This window comes from Arthrobacter saudimassiliensis (assembly GCF_059090665.1).
Genome location: NZ_JBNHFX010000001.1, coordinates 1,456,312 through 1,474,860 on the forward strand (window position 1 = coordinate 1,456,312; position 18,549 = coordinate 1,474,860).

Sequence of the window (18,549 nt, forward strand, 5' to 3'; positions counted from 1 at the left end):
CACAGCGGCGCGCTGCGCCGGTGCTTCTCAGCTTAGGCTGGAACGGTGACCGAACGTGCACCTGCCCCCCAGCCTGCGGCTTCCGCAGCCGAACCCGCCGCGCCCGCGGAGCCCGACGCCGGTGCCGCCGCCGCGCCGCCCGCACCGGTCGGGGTGGGGCCCTGGGAGGGGCCCTGGCCCGAAGGTGAGCACTGGGACCCGGAGCTGCTGGCGGCCGGCGACAGCCGGAACGTGGCCGATCAGTACCGGTACTGGAAGCATGACGCGATCGTTGCCGACCTGGACACCCGCCGGCACCCCTTCCACGTGGCGATTGAAAACTGGCAGCACGACTTCAACATCGGCACCGTGGTCCGCACCGCCAACGCCTTCCTGGCCAAGGAGGTGCACATCATCGGACGACGCCGGTGGAACCGGCGCGGGGCCATGGTCACCGACCGCTACCAGCACGTGCGCCACCACCCGAGCGTGGAGGAGTTCACCGCCTGGGCCCGCAGCGAGGGCCTGACCGTGATCGGCATCGACAACTTCCCCGATTCGGTGCCGCTGGAAACCTATGAGCTGCCCGAGAACTGCGTCCTGGTGTTCGGCCAGGAGGGCCCCGGGCTCAGCCCGGAGGTGCACGCGGCGGCCGAGGCCACCCTGTCGATCGCGCAGTTCGGCTCCACCCGATCCATCAATGCCGGGTCCGCGGCCGCCGTCGCCATGCATGCCTGGGTCCGCCGCCACGTGTTCGGGCAGAAGACCGGCGGCTGAGCGCAACACTCCCTGCTGTGCGGAGGTCACATATGGCTAGGATGGGAGGAGTTGTTCAGGGCACACGCCCGCCGGATACCGACCTTCCACGAGGAGTCAGCATGCCTATTGCAACCCCTGAGATCTATGCCGAGATGATCGACAAGGCAAAGGCCGGCGGTTTCGCCTACCCGGCCGTGAACGTCACCTCCTCGCAGACCCTCAACGCCGCGCTGCAGGGCTTCGCCGACGCCGGATCCGACGGCATCGTGCAGGTCTCCACCGGCGGTGCCGCCTACTGGTCCGGCGCCGGGGTCAAGAACATGGTCACGGGTTCGCTGGCGTTCGCCGCCTACGCGAAGGAAGTGGCCAAGAGCTACAACGTGAACATCGCCCTGCACACCGACCACTGCCCCAAGGACAAGCTGGACGACTTCGTGCTGCCGCTGCTGGCCGCCTCCGAAGAGGCCGTCAAGCGCGGCCAGGATCCGCTGTTCAACTCGCACATGTGGGACGGCTCCGCCGAGACCCTGGAGGAGAACCTGCGCATCGCGAAGGACCTGCTGGCCCGCACCGCGGCCGCGAAGATGATCCTCGAGGTGGAGATCGGCACCGTCGGCGGTGAAGAGGACGGCGTGGAGAACGCGATCAACGACAAGCTCTACACCACCGAGCAGGACGCGATGGCCACCATCGAGGCCCTGGGCGACGGCAGCGAGGGGCGCTACATCACCGCCCTGACCTTCGGCAACGTGCACGGCGTCTACAAGCCGGGCGGCGTGAAGCTGCGCCCCGAGATCCTCAAGGACATCCAGGACGCCGTCGGGCAGCGGATCGGCAAGGAGCGCCCGTTCGACCTGGTCTTCCACGGCGGCTCCGGCTCCTCCGCGCAGGAGATCGCCGACGCCGTGTCCTACGGCGTGATCAAGATGAACATCGACACCGACACCCAGTACGCCTACACCCGCCCGGTCGCGGACCACATGTTCCGCAACTACGACGGCGTCCTGAAGGTCGACGGCGAGGTCGGCAACAAGAAGCAGTACGACCCGCGTGTCTGGGGCGCCTCCGCCGAAAAGGGGATGGCTGCCCGCGTCGTTGAGGCCGCCGAGCGCCTCGGATCCGCCGGAAAGGCCGTCTAGGGATGTCCGACGCCTTCCGCACCAACCTGCTCGGCCCCGAGCCCACCTACCTGCCCGAGGAACCCGAGGTCGTTGCCCGGCTGGCCGCCGGCGACGAGCCGGTCGACCTGGCCGCGAAGCACCCCACCTCCTCCCAGATCTGGGCCGCCCTGGCGGACGAGGCCTTTGAAGAGGGACGCAACGTGGAGTCCTACGCCTATGCACGCGTGGGCTACCACCGCGGACTGGACGCGCTGCGCCGTGCCGGGTGGCGCGGCGCCGGGCCGATCCCCTGGGAGCACGTGCCCAACCGTGGGTTCCTGCGCTCGCTGTACGCCCTGGGCCGGGCCGCCGGCGCGATCGGCGAGGCCGACGAGGTCGAGCGCATCCGCACCTTCCTCAACGAATCCGATCCGCGGGCCAAGGCCGCGATCGAGAACGGCGAAGGCTAGGTCAGACGCATCAGGGGGCCGACGGGCAACAGCCCGTCGGCCCCCTTTCGCGTCCCGCCGGCTCTTTCTTTTCGTCTCCGCGTGAATATGCGCCCGCCGGCGGGCAGAGTGCGGCGTTTTTCGTTCTTCGGCCTGACGCTGCAGCGGGCGTGGCCTGCATCTGCCTGAGGCGAAATGATTTTCCGATGCCTCCCTCCGCAGTGTAATTTCCCGATGTTCTGGTTTCCGGTGTGGTGTTCACCAAAAGTTGCGCTGATTGATCATTGGCTGCTCACTGCATGTGTTGAGATTTCATCTATTGACGATTTCATGTATTGCCCGCCTGCTGCGACGAGCGGCTAAAGCTGCAGGGTGCGCTCCCGTTCGACGGCCCAGTGCCGTGCCTGGATTCCCGCGGCAGCCTCGGCATGCGGGCCGAGCCCCATCCGCCCGGCCGTTTCGTGGATCTGGTGCAGGGTCAGGTGCTGGGCGCAGCGGCTGACCCCGGACTTGTCCGCGCGGTAGAGGTAGCGGTCGATGGCCCGCTGCCACCGGCGTCGCCAGTTGTAGACGGACCGCTCCGACGCCGCAGCCAGCATCACCGCGTGGTCCTGGTTCAGCTGGGAGGCGATGTTGCGGTGGAAGATCCGGCTGGCATGCCCGCTGGTCGGCGCCACCCGCCGCAGCGCGGCGTCCAGGTGGGTGTCCCAGAAGAAGTCCCAGGACACCCGGCGCCGGTCGGGCCAGGCGGTGGACCGCGGGCCGCGCATCATGGCTTCCGCCGCGTCGAACATCAGCAGCGCCAGCAGGGCGCGCCGGGTGGCGGGGGTGGTGAACCGCCCCACCGCCCACAGCGAGAGGTCCGATGAGAGTTCGAAGACCTCCTCGGCCAGGGCCAGTCCATCGGGCCCGCCGAGCCTGAAGAGCAGGGCCGCCTCATCCCCGGAGGACTCGGCGGCAACCGTGCCGGGGGCTCCCTGATAGGTCTTGACCGCCGTCTCCGGCCGCCCGAGCTCGGCGTCGGTCTGGTCCAGCAGGGCGGCCAGGAAGCCGGTGAGCCGCCGGCCGGAGTCCCGGGTGCCGGCGAACTGGGTTTCCAGGACCACCCCCTGGCGCTGGGGGCGCCTGGAGAAATGCCAGCAGTGGGACTGCCACTGCCGGGCCTGGGCGGCCAGGGGCGTCAGCAGCAGCGAGCAGGCGCGGTCCGCCTCGGCGTCCCCGGGGACACGGGTCGTGATGACGGTCCGCGTCACCTCTCCTCCATCGGAGATCCTTCCACCACGGACTTGTGCGTGCGTTGTCAGACTCATGTCGCTCCTTGCAAAGGGTGAGTGTGGCTGGGAAGAGGTAGCGGACGGCTCAGGCTTGTATATTCCAGATTGCGATCGCCAAGCAAGGGTCACAGGCCCTGAACCGTGCAGTTTCGGCCGAATCGGCTAAAAAAACCGCGCACACTACTCCCGCTGCCGTGCCGCTGCTACAGTTGTGGGTTCCCCCGGCCCTGATTACCAGTTGTGAAAGGCCGCAGCGTATCCGTGGAAACGCCGCATTGAATGCGGTTGCTGCCATTGGTGTAATTACTTTCTGCCCGGCCCGGGCGGCGTTGTTTGCCTTTCCTGCGGCGTTTTACCGAATTTCGAGGGGAGTGCTGGCGGCGGGCCGGCGATCCTCCTACGGTGTGCAGCGAAGCGCCGGCCGCGGGCACTCCTTTCCCTCCTGATCGGCCTCCGGCCGGCGTCTTCACCTCCTGGCGGAAAACCCGGGAAAGCTCAGCCGGCGCCTGAGCCGGCCAGCTTCGCATAGACCACGTAGTTGTCGCGGAACTCGCCGCTGTTCCGGTCGAAGCCGTCACAGGTGATCAGGCGCAGTTCGGGGCCGGCGGTGTTGCCGTAGACGGCCGCGGTGGGAAACGCGTCCTTCGCATACTGTTCGGCGCGCTGCACCGTGAAGACGGCCGTGCTGCCGTCCGCCCGGAGCACTTCCACGACGTCACCGGGCTGCAGTCGGCGAAGGTCCGCGAACACGCCCGGCCCGCCGCCGACGGCGTTGACGTGGCCCAGCAGGACCGCCGGCCCGGCCTCACCCGGCGTCGGCGAATGGAGGTACCAGCCGGCCGGTGATCCCGGCTCGCCCGGCGGCACCTCCAGCGTGCGTTCCGCCGTCAGGCCGAGCCGCAGCAGGTCGCTGCGCACTCCGAGCGTGGGCAGGTTCAGCGACACCGGATCCGATTCCGGCAGCGGCGCGGGCAAAGACGGTCCGGCAGGGTCAGCAGGCACGGCAGGGCCGGTCGGCGCGGCAGGCTCAGGCCCCGGCGGCCGCGTCTCCCGTCCGCCGCCGCTCTCCGCCCCGGCCTCCGGCGAGGGGGCGTAGGTGGTGACTCCCGCCGTCGGGGCGCCGTTGACTGCCCCCGGGCCCGCACATCCGGCGAGGAGCAGGACGGCAGCCGCTGCAGCCGCCGAAAGACGGCTGCAGCGGCTGGTGGCTCCGCTCATCGGTGTCCGTTCACAGCGTGCCTCAACCCTGCAGTGAGCGGTGCCGACGGACTACGTACGTTCCACCGGCCGCAGCGGCCAGGACCAGACCTCCGCCCAGGGCGAGGACTCCGGCGCCGGCCTGCTGCGGCTCCTCGGTGATGCCGGTGCCGGCCCCGCCGGCGGGAACCTGGCCGACCTGCTGGTGCGTCCAGGCGCCGCTGCCGTCCATCATCCAGCCGCCGCCGCTGTGCCCGCCGTCGGCGGCCGGTGCGGGCGTCCACGCAGCCATCGGCTTGGAGGCGTCCTCACATCCAATCCCGTCCATGTCCTCGTCCAGATGGGAGCCGTACCGGGGATGACCGGTCGGGATGTTGTAGACGCCCTCAGCGGCAGCCTCAGAGCAATTGGCGTAAGGCATCGGCGGGGGCGGCTTCGGGTCGCCCGGGCCTCCGGACGCAATTGCCGGAGCGGCCGACAGAACGGTGAAGCCGGCAGCTGCCGCAAGGGATAGGCCTGCAATGCGCTTGTTCATGGTGTCCCTCTTCTCTTGGGGGTGTGGAGGGTGCCCGGCGGCGCCGGACGGACAGAACAGTAGCCACGCAGCGTTTTGAGCTGGACTTGTCAAGAGTCTTTTTAAAGCAGTTGCACCCCAAATAACCGTCGTCAGCGGTGCCGCGGTTTCAGGCTCGGCGGCTTCAGCCCGGCTTCAGTCCGGCTTCAGCCCCGACGGCTCCGGCGTCGGGCGCGGGGGTCGTCGAGGATGGTGGTGGTGACGGCCAGGATCTGGGGCCGGGCCGGTACGGAGGAGAACCCGAAGCGGACAGGCGGCTGCACCGGAGCCAGCCTTCCCAGGTCCTGGCCGCGCCACGAACACCGAATGGAGGTAACTGCACGGATGGAGCGGATCCCGTAGACCTCCAGCCTGCCGCCCGAGCGGCCGGCGGTCCGCACCCCGCGGACGAAGAGTCCGGCGAACGGGTTGATCAGCCGCAGCCAGGCGGGGGAGACGGCCACCGCCGGCGGAACCAGTTCCAGCAGCCGGCCGAGCAGCGTCACCTGCCCCAGCTCGGCGCGCAGTTCAAGGGGCCCGCCGGCCACGCTCAGCCCGCCGTCGTCCAGCCGGGCGCTGAGCGGCACCACGTCCACCGCGTCAAAGGAGTAGGTGGCGGACACGTACTCGGCCACCTCATCGCTCGGCGCCAGCAGGAGCCGCGAGCCGAAGGGGTTTTCCACCATGACGTCCGTGAAGGGGCCCAGCGGGGATTCAGGCCAGTGGCCGACCACCAGACGGGTGCCCGAGGCGGTACCCACCCCGGCGATGTAGCCGCGGAAACGGTCCATGTGTTCCACCGTACGTCCACGCGTATGATCGGCGGCACGCCCCGCAGAGCGCTGAAAACCCGGATCGGCTAAACTTGACAGGTAAGAGCCCCGCACTACCGCTCCGGTACGGAACGGAACGTGCAGGGCGTTCTCATGCACGGCAGCGGTAATGCGCCAGGCAGGCGCAGCTGGCTCCGTATCGAAGTGGGGGAGGATCCCATGCCAGCAATCGTGATCGTCGGAGCCCAGTGGGGCGACGAAGGCAAAGGTAAGGCCACCGACCTGCTCGGCGGCCGCGTCGACTACGTCGTCAAGCCCAACGGCGGCAACAACGCCGGCCACACCGTCGTCGTCGGCGGTGAAAAGTACGAGCTCAAGCTGCTGCCCGCCGGCATCCTCAGCCCCAACGCGATCCCGGTGATCGGCAATGGCTGCGTGGTCAACCTGGAGGCCCTCTTCGCCGAGATCGACGGCCTCGAAGCCCGCGGCGCCGACACCTCCAAGCTGCGCATCTCCGCCAACGCCCACCTGGTGGCCCCGTTCCACCAGGTGATGGACAAGGTCACCGAACGGTTCCTGGGCAAGCGCGCCATCGGCACCACGGGCCGCGGCATCGGTCCTGCCTACATGGACAAGGTGGCCCGGCTGGGCATCCGAGTGCAGGACATCTTTGATGAGTCGATCCTCCGGCAGAAGGTCGAAGGCTCCCTGAAGCAGAAGAACCAGCTGCTGGTGAAGGTCTACAACCGGCGCGACGTCGACATCGAGGACACGGTCCAGTACTTCCTCGCCTACGCGGAGCGGCTGCGCCCGATGGTCATCGACTCCACGTACGAGCTGAACAAGGCGCTCGACGAGGACAAGGTCATCCTGATGGAGGGCGGCCAGGCCACCTTCCTCGACGTCGACCACGGCACCTACCCGTTCGTCACCTCCTCCAACCCGACGGCGGGCGGCGCGTCCGTGGGCTCCGGCATCGGCCCCACCCGCATTACCCGCTCCGTGGGCATCATCAAGGCCTACACCACCCGCGTGGGTGCAGGTCCCTTCCCCACCGAGCTCTTCGACGACATGGGCCTGTACCTGCAGAAGACGGGCGGTGAGTTCGGCGTGAACACCGGCCGGCCGCGCCGCTGCGGCTGGTACGACGCCGTCCTGGCCCGCCACGCCTCCCGCGTCAACGGCTTCACGGACTACTTCGTGACCAAGCTTGACGTGCTCACCGGCATCGAGAAGATCCCCGTGTGCGTGGCCTACGACGTCGACGGCGTGCGGTTCGACGAGATGCCGATGACGCAGACCGACTTCCACCACGCCAAGCCGATCTTCGAGTACTTCGACGGCTGGACCGAGGACATCACCGGCGCCAAGACCCTGGACGACCTGCCCGAGAACGCCCGCAACTACGTGCTGGCGCTCGAGAAGATGTCCGGCACCCGGTTCTCCGCCATCGGCGTCGGCCCGGACCGCGACCAGACCATCGTGGTCCGCGACCTGATCAACGAGTAATCCGTATCCACAAGAGCCCCGCTGCCTCCGGCAGCGGGGCTCTTGTCGGTTTCGACGGCCGCACACGCGTCCGGGGAAGGGGTGCCGCCGGATCAACGGCCGGGCTGTTTGGCAGGGTCGGCCCCTGTGGCCGGCTCCCTGGTCGCCTCCAGGATGTCCTGCAGCGTGAGCATGGCCGCTTCGAAACGGGCTTCGCCGGAATGCCCTGCCCATGCGCGTTCCAGTTCGGCGACTTTCGCTGACGCGTCCGCGAGCAGCTGCCGTCCCCTGGGCGTCGGCACGATGAGTTTGGCCCGCGCATCGGTGGGATCCGGTTCCCGGGCCAGATAACCCAGGGACTGGAGCTCGTTCACCAGCTCCGAGGTGGCCGCCAGGCTGAGCTGTGCCCGCGCCGCCAGCTTCGTAAGCCGGATTCCCTTGAGCCCGATGTTGCCGGTGATCTGCAGATGGGCGGGACGGATGTCTCCGTAGCCGTAGGCCTCCGCCTCTGCCAGAAGCTCCCTGCGGAACTCGGCCAGCAACCGCACCAGCAACTGGCCCACGGGAAGTCGGTTTGGCTTTTCGGAACCTCTTGACGCGGTATCGCTCACGGAGCAGAGTCTAGGTGAAAGCTTCGGAAACCGAAATAAAAACAGCAATGGATCGAGCGCCTGGAGGCGCATCATGAGTACGCAGCATCCTGAAGCATCAATGATTGACACTGCCGTTGGTCCCCTGGCCGTCAGGCGGACCGGATCCGGGCAGCCTGCCTTCCTGTGGCACAGCATGTTCGTGGATTCGGACACGTTCAGCCCGGTGGTCCAAGCACTGGCCAGGCACCGCGAACTGTTCCTGGTGGACGGGCCCGGCCACGGGGCCAGCCCTGGCCCGCGAAGGATCTACGATCTGCAGGACTGCGCCGTGGCGGCGGTGCAGCTGCTGGACGCGTTCGGACTCGACGGGCCCGTGGACTGGGTGGGCAACGCCTGGGGCGGGCACGTCGGCATCCTGCTTGCAGACGGATGGGCCTCCCGGTGCAGGACGCTGACGATGATCGGCACGCCGGCTCACCCGCTTCCGGCCGGGATGCTGCTGAAGACAAGGCTGCTGGTGCAGCTGTTTCGGCTCCTCGGTCCGTCACGGCTGAGCGGACTGGTGGTGGACGCGCTGGTCGGTCCGGAAGCCGAGGCAACTCCGGGTTCACGCGAAGCAGCGGAGTCCGTGCGCGCGTCCTTCATTCGAGGGGATCAGCGGGGCAAGTACTGGGCCATGCGGTCCCTGATGCTCCGCCGCCCGGATCTCCGCTCCACCTTGCCCCGAATCGGGGTACCTGTCCTGGTGATTGTGGGCCGGACTGATGCCCTGTACGACGCCGGGGATGCCGAGCAGCAGGCAGCCTCTCTTCCCCATGGCGCTCTGCGGGTTGTGGACGGCGGAGGACACGTGGCGCCTCTGTTCGTCTCCGCGGATGAAGTGACGCAGGCAGTCCTGGAGTTCTGGGCCGCACAGCGGCTGACCGACCGTGCGGATGACATCCTCGGCTAGAGTCCGGCTGCCCTTGGTTCCGCTTGGACGGGGCCAGAGCCCGTCGGTCTAGGCGAGCCGCTGCGGGGCCCGGCCGTCCTCCAGGGCGGCCTGCTCGGCCGAGCGCTGGAGGATGCAGAACTCGTTGCCCTCCGGGTCGGCCAGCACGACCCAGGTCACGTCGGGTCCCTGCCCGACGTCGGCGCGGACCGCGCCCAGGGCCAGCAGCCGGTCCACTTCCTCCTGCTGCGTGCTGCCGCCGGAGGAGCGCAGGTCCAGGTGCAGCCGGTTCTTGACCGTCTTTTCCTCGGGCACCGGAATGATGTCGATGTCCGGCCCGGAACCGCCGTCGGCCGGGATCAGGGACACCACGCCCTCCTCGTCCGTCTCCGCGATCCGGTAGCCCAGGGCCTGCGTCCAGAATTCCGCCAGCCGGGGCGGGTCGACGGCGTCGAGGGCGATCGAGGAAATGGCACTGGGCATGGCGGAACTCCTGACTGGGCGGGAAAAGCGTTGCCCGAAGCTAACAGCGCCGCAGGCGCGCCGTCAACGTGCGCCCTCGTGGGGCCGGGGCGGGTGCAATCAGGGCAGCGGCGGGGCGACAGGGGCGCGGCGGAAGGTCCGGCGTCAGCCCGCCCCGGAGCGCAGCCGACGCCGGATCGCCAGCGACGCAACGATGCAGGCCACCGACGCGGCGGAGGCCAGCACGTACAGGGTGACGGTGGCCGGCGGCGGCTGCAGCGAGGGGGTGTTCGCCCAGAAGATGAAGCAGAACCCGCATCCCACCAGGCCGGCCACCATCAGTGCGATGCCCAGGAAGGTCAGTCCCTTCATCGGCCCAGTATGCGCCGGGTCCGGAGGCGGCGGGCAGGGCCGGCAGCCGGTTTCGACGCCGCAGGAGAAAGGTTCCCACGCCGGCGGAGGCGCCCGCGTGGAGGTTCAGGCCAGGCGCAGGGTGGTCAGGCAGGTCGGGCTGTCGGCGGAGGTGCTGAAGTCCTGGACCGCGGTACCCCGCTCGGAGCTGACCTCGAGGGTTCCCGTGATGTCCTTGGGCAGCCAGAAACCGACAAACCCGTTGTCATAGGTGCTGACCGCCTCGTCGACCAGCACGTCGCCGGCCTCGTCCGTGATCCGCACCTGCAGCGGCTCGTTCACCAGTTCACCCTGGCAGCCGGAGAGGCTGTGGTGGAAGCACTCGTGCGTGGTGGTGGAGAAGGGCGCGACCGCCAGGTAGAACTCGTCCAGCGGCAGGGAGGTTTCGCCGTCGTCGTCGGCAAGCGTCACCTCGTCGTAGGTGACGGACGCGGCCAGGCCGGACGCGCGGTCCTCATTTGTGCGGTCCAGCTGCTCGACCACCTGGCGGGCATCGGCGCCCTGAAGCCCGTGGTTGCCGAGCACCGGGTCGGCGGCGCCGTCCCCGGACGAGCAGGCGGTGGCCGCCAGCAGGGCGGCGGCGGAAAAGGCCAGACGAAGCGCACGCATGCAGCCAGCCTAGCCAACCCTCTGCCTCGGACTTAATCCGGTGCGCGTCCGGCCCAAAGCGGGACTAGGATTTTCGGCATGGGGGGAATCAGTGAAGAGCTCGTCGCCAGCCTGCAGCGCGCCGTTGCGGCCAGCCCGCAGGACATCGCCTTACGGCTGCACCTGGCGGAGCTGCTGCTCAACGCGAACCGGGCCGTGGAGGCGTTGGGCGAGGTGAACGCGGCGCTCACGGCCGAGCCCGGCAACATTGCCGCGCTGGCTCTGCTCAGCCGCACCGCGGCCGCACTCAACCCGCCGCCGCCCAACCCGGCCGTGGCAGCCGCCGCACCGGCGGCGGACCCGCATTTGGAGGGCGGCGGGCAGCCCGCCGAGGCCGCCGAACGGGCCGCCGGTTTCGACTGGGAACGCGCCGAAGCCGACCTCGGCGCGGACGTGCCGCCCCCGTTCGTCGAGGCCGAGCTGAGGATCGGCGACCCCGGAACCGACGCCGCACCGCCGCTGGAGCCCGCGGGCCCGCCGGTGACCCTGGCCGACGTCGGCGGCCTCGAAGCGGTGAAGAAGCGGCTCAACGAATCCTTCCTGCAGCCGATGCGGCACGCCGACGTGGCCCGCGCCTTCGGAAAGTCGCTGCGCGGCGGCCTGCTGCTCTACGGGCCGCCGGGCTGCGGCAAGACCTTCCTGGCCCGTGCCGTGGCCGGGGAACTGGGCGCCTCCTTCGTCAACGTCACCATGACCGACGTGCTCGATTCCTTTGTGGGCGGCACGGAAAAGAACCTGCACGAGGTCTTCATGGAGGCCCGGCGCCGGGCGCCGGCCGTGCTCTTCCTGGACGAGGTGGATGCCCTGGGGCTGCGCCGCAGCAGCCTCAGCGGCGGAGCCGCCTGGCTGCGGCAGATGGTCAATCAGCTGCTGCTCGAAATGGACTCGACGGCCGGGAACAACGACGGGCTCTACGTCCTCGCCGCCACCAACCATCCATGGGACCTGGACGACGCGCTGCTGCGTCCCGGCCGGCTGGACCGGATGGTGCTGGTCACCCCGCCGGACCCCGCGGCCCGCGACGCCATCCTGCGCTACCACTTGGCCAACCGGCCGATCGCGGGCATCGACGTCCCCGCCATCGTGCACCGCACCGACGGCTTTTCCGGCGCGGACCTGGAGCATATCTGCGTCACCGCGGCGGAGAAGGCGATGACCGAATCCATCAGCGGCGGCGAGCTGCGCCCGATCAGCATGGAGCACATCAACGCCGCCCTGGCCGAGGTCTCCGCCTCCACCCGCTCCTGGCTGGAACAGTCCCGCAACGTGGTCCGGTTCGCCAACCGGGACGGACGCTATGACGACCTGGCCGACTACCTGCGTTCACGGAAGCTGCTGTGAGCACCGACCCCACCCGGGATGCCCTGCGGGCCCGCGTGGAGGTGCTCTCGGCCACCGGGCGCACCGCTGAGGCGGCCACCCTGCTGGAGGAGCAGGCCCCCGCGCACCTGGATGAGCCCTGGCTGCACACCGAGCTGGCCCAGCAGTACCTGCGCCTGGACCGCCCCGACGACGCCGAGCGGGCCGCCCGGCAGGCGCTGGCGCTGGAACCAGGGGCCCGCGACGCGCTGCTCCTGCTCGCCCTGGCCCTGAAGGCCGCCGAACGCTTCCCCGACGCGCAGGAGGCCGCCGCGGAGGCGGTCGCGCTGTATCCCGACGACGACGTCGCGCACCGGATCGCGGCCGCCATCCTCATCGTGTCCGGCACGGAGGAGGAGGCCGCCCGGGGCTGGCGGCACATCCAGCGCGCCCTGAAGCTGAATCCGCATGACCCCGACCACTACGTCGTGGCCGTCTACGCGAACCTGGCCGCCGGCGGCCCCGTCTCCCTGGGGCGGCGCCACCTCGAGGACGGGCTGGCCCTGGCTCCCGGCCATCGCGGACTGCTCCTCGCCGGCGAGGCGCTGGGCGACGCGCCCACGGGTCCGGACCGCGCGGAGCTGTTTGCTTCGGTGCTGGCCGTCAACCCGCTGGACGACGACGCGCACCGGTCCCTGCGCTCGGAGTTCTTCCAGCGGCTGATCAGCCTGGCCTTCATTCCGTGGCTGCAGGTGCTGTTCTTCGGGCTGCTGGCCAGTTCCTTCGGCGGCGGCGGGGTCAGCCCGACGGTGGCGCTGGTCCTGCTGGCCCTGCTCCTCGCCGTCGGATTCGTGCAGCGCCTGCGCCAGGCGCGCCGCATGGCTCCCGGACAGGCCGGAACCCTGTTCGAGGGCAACCTGCGCGCAGTCGGCGGCGCCGCCGCGGGCCTGGCCGGCCTGGGAATCCTTGCCGTCCTCCCGCACGTGGTTGATCCCGGCCCGGAGGTCAGCGCCGCGGCGGCACTGGCCCTGTCCGTCGTGCTGTTCCTCGTGGCTGCCGTACGCGCGGCCGCGCACCTCAGGCGCTTCCCGCTGGGCTATGCCCGGGACCTGCTTGGACGGAACCGGCGGGCGTGGGCGGGTGCAGCGGCAGCCCTGTCGGCGTTTGCTCTCGCCACCGCGGGCACGCTGTGGACGGCGGCCGACGGCGGGGAGGGCCCAGGGCTTTTCCTGCTGATGGCGACGGCGGTCCCGTCCGCGGCCGCCGTCCACCTGTTGGAGGGCGCGGAGCGTGGATCGGTGCCCCGCCGCGGCAGCCCGGGCTTCGCCGACTACCGCAGGTGGCGGGTGGGCATTTATGCCCGGCCGGTCTGGTACCTCATCGGCGGTGCCGTCCTCGCGCTGCTGCCGTTGCTGACGCAGCTGCGGGACCTTAAGCCGCTGGAGGGCGCCGCCGCGGTCACCGCCGGCGTCCTGCTCCTTGCCCGCGGCCTCCATACCCTCTTCCTCCTGCTGGCCGCCGCGCCGACGCCGGGCACCGGACGCGGAGTGCGGGAACGGCTGGCGGTCCGGGCCGGCCGGCGGGTCCTCATCTCGGGAGACAGCTTCATCAACTTCGCCCTGGTGTGCCCGCTGGTGATGGTGGTGGTCGGAACCGTCGTGCTGGTGGGCGGCACCGGCGACGGGGGCTGGCTGGACGGCCTGGGCCGGCTGCCCGCTCCGGACTTCGCGGGCGGCGGTTCCGGACCTTCGTTGCCGGACATCACGCCGGTTCCGATGCCGGAACCGACGCTGCTGCTGCCGGAGAACCTGCCCGCCGGCCGGGACTGATCAGCATCCCGCGAGCGGCTACCAGCGGTTCCGGGCCTCCTCGATCCAGCCCTGCAGCCCCTCCAGCCGGTGCCACCGGCCGTCCGGGGTCCGGGCCCGGCCCGACCAGGAGCCGAACGCCTGCCAGGTCTGCGAGGCGACGACGAGGGCGTTGGTGCGCGCATGGCGCCGGTGGAACGGGGTGAGCACCGCATCGAGCCAGGGTCCGCGCACATGCCAGGGGGACAGCGGCGCCGAGAGGTCGTAGCTGAAGTCCAGCTCGCCGTCGTAATGGTGCAGCCGGCCGTCCACGATCAGGGCGTTCTCCGTGGAGCCGGTGCCGGCGGTCCAGCCGCCGCCGAGCTGCAGGCCCAGCTGCGTGCCGTCCACTTCGCCGAAGCCCACGCCCCAGTTCCAGCGCCTCGCATACGGCCAGCGGCCGCGCCCGCGGTCCAGCACCGCGAAGGCGCCGGGGCCGACGTCGTACCCCCGTCCGTCCACGGTGACCGTTCCGGAGACGCTGCGGGCGACATCCTTGAGCGTGTACTGGAAGCGGGTCCGTGACCAGGGCACGACGACGCCGAGGCAGTCGCCGCCGGCCGGCGCGTACAGCCGCACCCGGATCCGGTCGGACTCGGCGCTCAGCCGGGTGCCGCCGTCGTCGTCCTGGAAGCGCAGCTGCAGGCCCCCCGCGGCGCCGCGGGCCTCCAACGGCGGAAGGCTGTCCGGGAGTTCGAGGTCCGTTCCCGAGGGCAGCAGCTTCAGGGGATCAAGGCTGATCTCCCCGCCGGTGGACCGCTCGTAGACATACAGCTGGAGCACCGCCGCGTAGTCGAGGCCGGCGATGGTCATCCCGAGGACCAGGTCATCGGTCATCACGCCCCAGTACTCCCAGCGCTTGGTCCGCCAGCCGTAACGCGGCCCGGCGGGCAGGGAGGTCAGGTGCAGCGGACGGCGGGTGAACCCCACCGACTCCGGATTGAGCATCCCCCCGGGCAGGGCCAGGGCGCGGGGGACCGTGATTTCCTTCATGGGCGTCAGTGTAGGGCAGGGGACCTGCCGCTCCGCCGCAGGGCCGGGAGAGGGGGCGAGGAGCGGGGCGCAGCGCGGGTTACGGAAATGTTCAGAAAAAAATATGCACCTGAATGAAACTTTCCCGAGACACCGTACGATTACCCCTGTGCAACGGCCGCGCCGAGGCCCATCCCCCCAACGAGCATCGGTGCGGCCGTTGCTTATGCGCCGGGAGTGGCGGGCGGGATAGGATTTGCTTGTTCCTCCCCCCGATCCCAAAGGCGCCTTCCCGTGGACACTTCGCTGACCGAGCACACGCTCGGCCAGGCGCGTTCCCGGGATCCTGAAGCACTGCGCCGGGTGTACGACGCTTTGGCCCCCGGGGTGCTGGCGTACCTCACCGCCAAGGGCTGCGACGATCCGGAAGCGCTGACCCAGGACGTGCTCCTGACCCTGTTCACGAAGCTGCCCGAGCTCAAGGGCGGCATCCAGGGCGTGCGGACCTTCGCCTACTCCGTGGCCCATGCCCGGATGGTGGATGACATCCGCCGCCGTCAACGGCAGCCCGTGTCCGCACCGTACGATCCGGACACCGACCGCAGGAGCACAGCCTCCGCGGAGGACAACCTGATGGGAGCCGCGGCGGCGGCGACCCTGCTGGAAGGGCTGCCGGACCCCCAGCGTGAAGTCCTCCTGCTGCGGATCCTGGCGGATCAGTCGGTGGAGGAGACCGCAAAGATCATGGGCCGCACCAGCGGCTCGGTTAAGACGCTGCAGCGCCGGGCGCTGCTGGCATTGAGGGAACAGCTGACCCGAAAGGAGGCGGTGGAATGAGCGGCAACGAAGCCCGAAACGACCTTCGCCGCCTGCTGGCGGAAAGCGGCGTGGAGGAGACCCCCGAACTGATTGACGCCCTCATCCGGCTCCAGGAAGCCGGGACCGGAACGGCGCCTGAACCGCACGGTGAGCTGGCCGAGCTGCTGGACAGCCCGCCCCGGCTGCGTTCCGTCGACGGGCCGAAAGGAGCGCCCCGGCGCAGGCCGCGGCGCGGATTCCTGCTCACCGCAGCTTTGATCGGCGCCATGGCCGCAGGGACCTCGGGAGTCGCCGCGACCCTCCGGGACCACCAGGTCACCGCCGACGTCGCGGACACCGCCTCCCAGCTCCCGCTGATGGAACAGGTGCCCGGGGTGGACCAGGCCGAGGGGGCGGGCGAGGCCGCGGGGACGTCCGCTGCAGACGCCTCCGCAGCTCCCGCTCCCGGAGGCTCCGCCTCCGCCGGCCAGGCCGAGGAGCCCGGCTCCCAGCCGGCACCCGCTCCCGTGGAGACGGCACCGGTTCAGCCGGCGCCGGAAGCGCCTGAGACAACCGGGCCGGCACCCGCACCCGCGCCCGGCGAACCGGACCGCGGCGCCTCGGTCCGCCCCGGCGGAGCCGGCCAGGGCCCGGCGGACCGTCCGGGCGGAACCGGCCAGGGCCCGGACCGGAGTGGCCGCGGCGAGGGCGGCGGGCCGTACGGCCCGGACCGGATTCCCGGCGCCGGACAGCGGCCCGACCACGCCGCCGACCACGGAAACGCGGGGCGGCCCGGAAGCCGGGACGCCGACCACCGGCAGGGCCCCGGCACCTCCTGGACCGACCCGGGTGCAGCCAAGGGGCCCCGGAGCCCCCAGGAGAACCGGGGAGGCGTCCGCCAGTCGGAGGTCGGGCCTCAGGAGCACTCCGCCGTCTACGGCGGGCGGAGCGGCCTGGGTCGTTGATCCCCCGGGCGCTCCGCCCGTCCGCTCAGGCGGTGAGCTGCCGCTTCGAGGAGATCACGCCGGTGTTGAAGCCGGCCAGGTTCAGGCCGCCGTGGAACCGGGCGTGCTCGATCTTCACGCACCGGTCCATCACCACGTCCATGCCGGCGGCCTCGGCGTCCCGCGCCACCTCCTCGTGCCAGGAGCCCAGCTGCAGCCACAGCGCCTTGGCGCCCACGGCCTTCGCCTCGGCCAGCACGGTGGGCAGGTCGTCATGGCGGCGGAACACGTCAACGATGTCCGGCACCTCGGGCAGGTCCGCCAGCGAGGCGTAGACCGGCCGGCCGAGGATCTCCTTGGCCACCGGGTTCACGAAATACACCCGGTACGGCGAGGAGGAGAGCAGATACGTGGCCACGAAGTAGGACGCCCGGGAGGGCTTGTCCGAGGCGCCGACAATGGCGATGGACTTCGCCCGGCGCAGCAGCGCCAGGCGTTCCGGGGCGCTCGGCCCGGTCCAGGTGCGCTCCGTGCCTGCGGTGTTCTCAGACATGGGCGGACTCCTGGGTCTCGGCGGCGGGCAGGGAGCAGGACGCGGCGCCGGCCGGCTCATCGGCTGTTGCGGACGCAGAAGCCGCACCTGCGGCAGCGGCGGCGGTCAGCGCCTGGTCGAGGTCCCAGAGGATGTCTTCCAGGTCCTCCAGCCCCACGGAGATCCGCACCAGGTCCTCCGGCACCCCGGCGGCGGCCAGCTGCTCGGGGGAGAGCTGCTGATGAGTGGTGGACCCGGGATGGATCACCAGGGTCCGCGCGTCGCCGACGTTCGCCAGATGCGAGGCCAGCTGCAGGGACTCGATGAACACCTGCCCGGCCGCCCGGCCGCCCTTCACGCCGAAGCTGAAGACCGAGCCGGGGCCCTTGGGCAGGTACTTCTTCGCCCGCTCATGGTGCGGATGGGATTCCAGCCCGGCGTAGGACACCCAGGCGACCCGTTCATCGGCCTCCAGCCAGCGGGCGACGGCGCCGGCGTTGGCCAGGTGCTCATCCATCCGCGGGGCGAGGGTCTCCACGCCCTGCAGCAGCGAGAACGCGGACTGCGCGGAGAGCGTGGGCCCGATGTCGCGCAGCTGCTCGGAACGCAGCTTGGTCAGGAACCCGTACTCACCGAAGTTGCCCCACCAGGAGATGTTGCCGTAGGAGGGCACCGGCTCGGTCATCGCCGGGAACTTGCCGTTGCCCCAGTTGAACCGCCCGGATTCGACGACGACGCCGCCCAGGGTGGTGCCGTGCCCGCCCAGGAACTTGGTGGCGGAGTGGATCACGATGTCCGCGCCGTGCTCGAAGGGCCGCACCAGGTACGGGGTGGACAGGGTGGCGTCGAGGATCAGCGGCACCCCGGCGTCGTGCGCCACCTTGGCCAGGGCCTCGATGTCGGTGACCTCGCCCGAGGGATTGGCCACCACCTCGGCGTAGACGGCCTTGGTGTTCTCCCGGATCGCCGCCGCGTAGTCGGCCGGATCGGTGCCCGGCACGAACGTGGTCTCGATGCCGAACCGGCGCAGGGTCACGTCCAGCTGGGTCACCGTACCGCCGTACAGCTGAGAGGCGGCCACGATGTGGTCCCCGGAGGAGCAGAGCGCGGCGAAGGTGACAAATTCGGCGGACATGCCCGACGCCGTCGCGACCGCCCCGATCCCGCCCTCCAGGGCGGCGATGCGCTCCTCGAACGCGGCGACCGTCGGGTTGCCGATCCGGGAGTAGATGTTGCCGTACTTCTGCAGGGAGAAGAGGTTCGCGGCGTCGTCGGTGTCCTTGAACACGAACGAAGTGGACTGGTAGATGGGCACGGCGCGGGCGCCGTGCACTGCATCCGGGGTTCCGCCGGCGTGCAGGGCGCGCGTGCGGAAACCAAATTGGCGGTCACTCATGGCAGAGTGCTCCTTCCTGAGGGGACTGGGCGGCTGCGGGCGGGGCAGGCGTTGCAACTTGCTCCGGTGCGGCCAAGAATGGGGGACGGGGCCGGGCCGGCCAGGGCCGCAGCCCCTGCGGACGGACCACGGAGGAGGGGAACC

General features: G+C 70.3%; 20 protein-coding genes. 9 read left to right on the forward strand and 11 right to left on the reverse strand.

The window, feature by feature from the left end:
• The first annotated feature begins 45 nt into the window (after window positions 1–45).
• The 3 genes from AC5RV6_RS06880 (at window position 46) to AC5RV6_RS06890 (ending at window position 2,308) form a co-directional block, all read left to right on the forward strand.
• Complete coding sequence (locus tag AC5RV6_RS06880; protein WP_494006523.1) at window positions 46–756, forward strand: TrmH family RNA methyltransferase; 711 nt, start codon at window positions 46–48, stop codon at window positions 754–756.
• A 101-nt stretch (window positions 757–857) separates the two neighbouring features.
• Window positions 858–1,877, forward strand: a complete 1,020-nt coding sequence (fbaA, locus tag AC5RV6_RS06885) for a class II fructose-bisphosphate aldolase (protein WP_494006524.1) — start codon at window positions 858–860, stop codon at window positions 1,875–1,877.
• Window positions 1,878–1,879: 2 nt separating this feature from the next.
• Window positions 1,880–2,308 carry a DUF3151 domain-containing protein gene (locus AC5RV6_RS06890; protein ID WP_494006525.1) on the forward strand — a complete coding sequence of 143 codons (429 nt, stop codon included), beginning with the start codon at window positions 1,880–1,882 and terminating at the stop codon, window positions 2,306–2,308.
• 338 nt (window positions 2,309–2,646) lie between these two features.
• Here AC5RV6_RS06890 and AC5RV6_RS06895 read toward each other — a convergent pair whose 3' ends face one another.
• From AC5RV6_RS06895 to AC5RV6_RS06910, 4 genes are all read right to left on the reverse strand, one after another.
• Entirely contained in the window at window positions 2,647–3,540 is an 894-nt protein-coding gene (locus AC5RV6_RS06895; protein ID WP_494006526.1) for a lantibiotic dehydratase C-terminal domain-containing protein, read from the reverse strand.
• Window positions 3,541–4,056: 516 nt separating this feature from the next.
• Window positions 4,057–4,779: a class F sortase gene (locus AC5RV6_RS06900; RefSeq protein WP_494006527.1), complete on the reverse strand. Its 723-nt coding sequence runs from the start codon at window positions 4,777–4,779 to the stop codon at window positions 4,057–4,059.
• Window positions 4,780–4,801: 22 nt separating this feature from the next.
• Entirely contained in the window at window positions 4,802–5,179 is a 378-nt protein-coding gene (locus tag AC5RV6_RS06905; protein ID WP_494006528.1) for an excalibur calcium-binding domain-containing protein, read from the reverse strand.
• A gap of 299 nt (window positions 5,180–5,478) precedes the next feature.
• Window positions 5,479–6,102, reverse strand: coding sequence for a hypothetical protein (locus AC5RV6_RS06910; protein ID WP_494006529.1), 624 nt, complete (start codon window positions 6,100–6,102; stop codon window positions 5,479–5,481).
• Window positions 6,103–6,303: 201 nt separating this feature from the next.
• On the opposite strand from AC5RV6_RS06910, the gene AC5RV6_RS06915 reads away from it, so the two are divergent.
• Complete coding sequence (locus tag AC5RV6_RS06915; RefSeq protein WP_494006530.1) at window positions 6,304–7,593, forward strand: adenylosuccinate synthase; 1,290 nt, start codon at window positions 6,304–6,306, stop codon at window positions 7,591–7,593.
• A 92-nt stretch (window positions 7,594–7,685) separates the two neighbouring features.
• Here AC5RV6_RS06915 and AC5RV6_RS06920 read toward each other — a convergent pair whose 3' ends face one another.
• Complete coding sequence (locus AC5RV6_RS06920; protein ID WP_494006531.1) at window positions 7,686–8,183, reverse strand: MarR family winged helix-turn-helix transcriptional regulator; 498 nt, start codon at window positions 8,181–8,183, stop codon at window positions 7,686–7,688.
• A gap of 100 nt (window positions 8,184–8,283) precedes the next feature.
• Here AC5RV6_RS06920 and AC5RV6_RS06925 point away from each other — a divergent pair, with 100 nt between their 5' ends.
• Window positions 8,284–9,117, forward strand: a complete 834-nt coding sequence (locus AC5RV6_RS06925; RefSeq protein WP_494006532.1) for an alpha/beta fold hydrolase — start codon at window positions 8,284–8,286, stop codon at window positions 9,115–9,117.
• A gap of 48 nt (window positions 9,118–9,165) precedes the next feature.
• On the opposite strand, the gene AC5RV6_RS06930 is transcribed toward AC5RV6_RS06925, so the two are convergent.
• The 3 genes from AC5RV6_RS06930 to AC5RV6_RS06940 form a co-directional block, all read right to left on the reverse strand.
• Window positions 9,166–9,579, reverse strand: a complete 414-nt coding sequence (locus tag AC5RV6_RS06930; RefSeq protein ID WP_494006533.1) for a VOC family protein — start codon at window positions 9,577–9,579, stop codon at window positions 9,166–9,168.
• A 144-nt stretch (window positions 9,580–9,723) separates the two neighbouring features.
• Window positions 9,724–9,930, reverse strand: a complete 207-nt coding sequence (locus tag AC5RV6_RS06935) for a hypothetical protein (RefSeq protein WP_494006534.1) — start codon at window positions 9,928–9,930, stop codon at window positions 9,724–9,726.
• A 105-nt stretch (window positions 9,931–10,035) separates the two neighbouring features.
• The gene (locus AC5RV6_RS06940; protein WP_494006535.1) at window positions 10,036–10,578 is read right to left on the reverse strand and encodes a CueP family metal-binding protein; all 543 of its coding nucleotides are present in this window, start codon (window positions 10,576–10,578) and stop codon (window positions 10,036–10,038) included.
• A 78-nt stretch (window positions 10,579–10,656) separates the two neighbouring features.
• Between AC5RV6_RS06940 and AC5RV6_RS06945 the strand changes: the two genes are divergently transcribed.
• Window positions 10,657–11,958 carry an ATP-binding protein gene (locus AC5RV6_RS06945; protein ID WP_494006536.1) on the forward strand — a complete coding sequence of 434 codons (1,302 nt, stop codon included), beginning with the start codon at window positions 10,657–10,659 and terminating at the stop codon, window positions 11,956–11,958.
• Window positions 11,955–13,745 carry a tetratricopeptide repeat protein gene (locus AC5RV6_RS06950; RefSeq protein ID WP_494006537.1) on the forward strand — a complete coding sequence of 597 codons (1,791 nt, stop codon included), beginning with the start codon at window positions 11,955–11,957 and terminating at the stop codon, window positions 13,743–13,745. Before AC5RV6_RS06945 ends, AC5RV6_RS06950 begins: the two co-directional genes overlap by 4 nt.
• An 18-nt stretch (window positions 13,746–13,763) precedes the next feature.
• Here AC5RV6_RS06950 and AC5RV6_RS06955 read toward each other — a convergent pair whose 3' ends face one another.
• Entirely contained in the window at window positions 13,764–14,756 is a 993-nt protein-coding gene (locus AC5RV6_RS06955; protein WP_494006538.1) for a DUF2804 domain-containing protein, read from the reverse strand.
• 273 nt (window positions 14,757–15,029) lie between these two features.
• Here AC5RV6_RS06955 and AC5RV6_RS06960 point away from each other — a divergent pair, with 273 nt between their 5' ends.
• Both AC5RV6_RS06960 and AC5RV6_RS06965 read left to right on the forward strand, forming a co-directional pair.
• Window positions 15,030–15,572 (forward strand): RNA polymerase sigma factor, encoded by a 543-nt coding sequence (locus AC5RV6_RS06960; protein WP_494006539.1) that lies wholly within the window; start codon window positions 15,030–15,032, stop codon window positions 15,570–15,572.
• Window positions 15,569–16,498 (forward strand): hypothetical protein, encoded by a 930-nt coding sequence (locus AC5RV6_RS06965; protein ID WP_494006540.1) that lies wholly within the window; start codon window positions 15,569–15,571, stop codon window positions 16,496–16,498. Before AC5RV6_RS06960 ends, AC5RV6_RS06965 begins: the two co-directional genes overlap by 4 nt.
• A 25-nt stretch (window positions 16,499–16,523) precedes the next feature.
• On the opposite strand, the gene AC5RV6_RS06970 is transcribed toward AC5RV6_RS06965, so the two are convergent.
• Together AC5RV6_RS06970 and AC5RV6_RS06975 are read right to left on the reverse strand one after the other, a co-directional pair.
• Window positions 16,524–17,030, reverse strand: a complete 507-nt coding sequence (locus AC5RV6_RS06970; RefSeq protein ID WP_494006541.1) for a CoA-binding protein — start codon at window positions 17,028–17,030, stop codon at window positions 16,524–16,526.
• On the reverse strand, window positions 17,023–18,405 hold the full coding sequence (locus AC5RV6_RS06975) for an O-acetylhomoserine aminocarboxypropyltransferase/cysteine synthase family protein (RefSeq protein ID WP_494006542.1): 1,383 nt from the start codon (window positions 18,403–18,405) through the stop codon (window positions 17,023–17,025). The genes AC5RV6_RS06970 and AC5RV6_RS06975 overlap by 8 nt, the downstream gene beginning before the upstream one ends.
• Between the last annotated feature and the right edge of the window lie 144 nt (window positions 18,406–18,549).

Excerpts from the sequence above, each read along its gene's own strand:
- fbaA (WP_494006524.1), top strand. The coding sequence starts at position 858 with ATGCCTATTGCAACCCCTGAGATCTATGCCGAGATGATCGACAAGGCA.
- AC5RV6_RS06890 (WP_494006525.1), top strand. The coding sequence starts at position 1,880 with ATGTCCGACGCCTTCCGCACCAACCTGCTCGGCCCCGAGCCCACCTAC.
- AC5RV6_RS06900 (WP_494006527.1), bottom strand. The coding sequence starts at position 4,779 with ATGAGCGGAGCCACCAGCCGCTGCAGCCGTCTTTCGGCGGCTGCAGCG.
- AC5RV6_RS06905 (WP_494006528.1), bottom strand. The coding sequence starts at position 5,179 with ATGCCTTACGCCAATTGCTCTGAGGCTGCCGCTGAGGGCGTCTACAAC.
- AC5RV6_RS06910 (WP_494006529.1), bottom strand. The coding sequence starts at position 6,102 with ATGGACCGTTTCCGCGGCTACATCGCCGGGGTGGGTACCGCCTCGGGC.
- AC5RV6_RS06915 (WP_494006530.1), top strand. The coding sequence starts at position 6,304 with ATGCCAGCAATCGTGATCGTCGGAGCCCAGTGGGGCGACGAAGGCAAA.
- AC5RV6_RS06925 (WP_494006532.1), top strand. The coding sequence starts at position 8,284 with ATGATTGACACTGCCGTTGGTCCCCTGGCCGTCAGGCGGACCGGATCC.
- AC5RV6_RS06930 (WP_494006533.1), bottom strand. The coding sequence starts at position 9,579 with ATGCCCAGTGCCATTTCCTCGATCGCCCTCGACGCCGTCGACCCGCCC.
- AC5RV6_RS06935 (WP_494006534.1), bottom strand. The coding sequence starts at position 9,930 with ATGAAGGGACTGACCTTCCTGGGCATCGCACTGATGGTGGCCGGCCTG.
- AC5RV6_RS06940 (WP_494006535.1), bottom strand. The coding sequence starts at position 10,578 with ATGCGTGCGCTTCGTCTGGCCTTTTCCGCCGCCGCCCTGCTGGCGGCC.
- AC5RV6_RS06945 (WP_494006536.1), top strand. The coding sequence starts at position 10,657 with ATGGGGGGAATCAGTGAAGAGCTCGTCGCCAGCCTGCAGCGCGCCGTT.
- AC5RV6_RS06955 (WP_494006538.1), bottom strand. The coding sequence starts at position 14,756 with ATGAAGGAAATCACGGTCCCCCGCGCCCTGGCCCTGCCCGGGGGGATG.
- AC5RV6_RS06965 (WP_494006540.1), top strand. The coding sequence starts at position 15,569 with ATGAGCGGCAACGAAGCCCGAAACGACCTTCGCCGCCTGCTGGCGGAA.
- AC5RV6_RS06970 (WP_494006541.1), bottom strand. The coding sequence starts at position 17,030 with ATGTCTGAGAACACCGCAGGCACGGAGCGCACCTGGACCGGGCCGAGC.
- AC5RV6_RS06975 (WP_494006542.1), bottom strand. The coding sequence starts at position 18,405 with ATGAGTGACCGCCAATTTGGTTTCCGCACGCGCGCCCTGCACGCCGGC.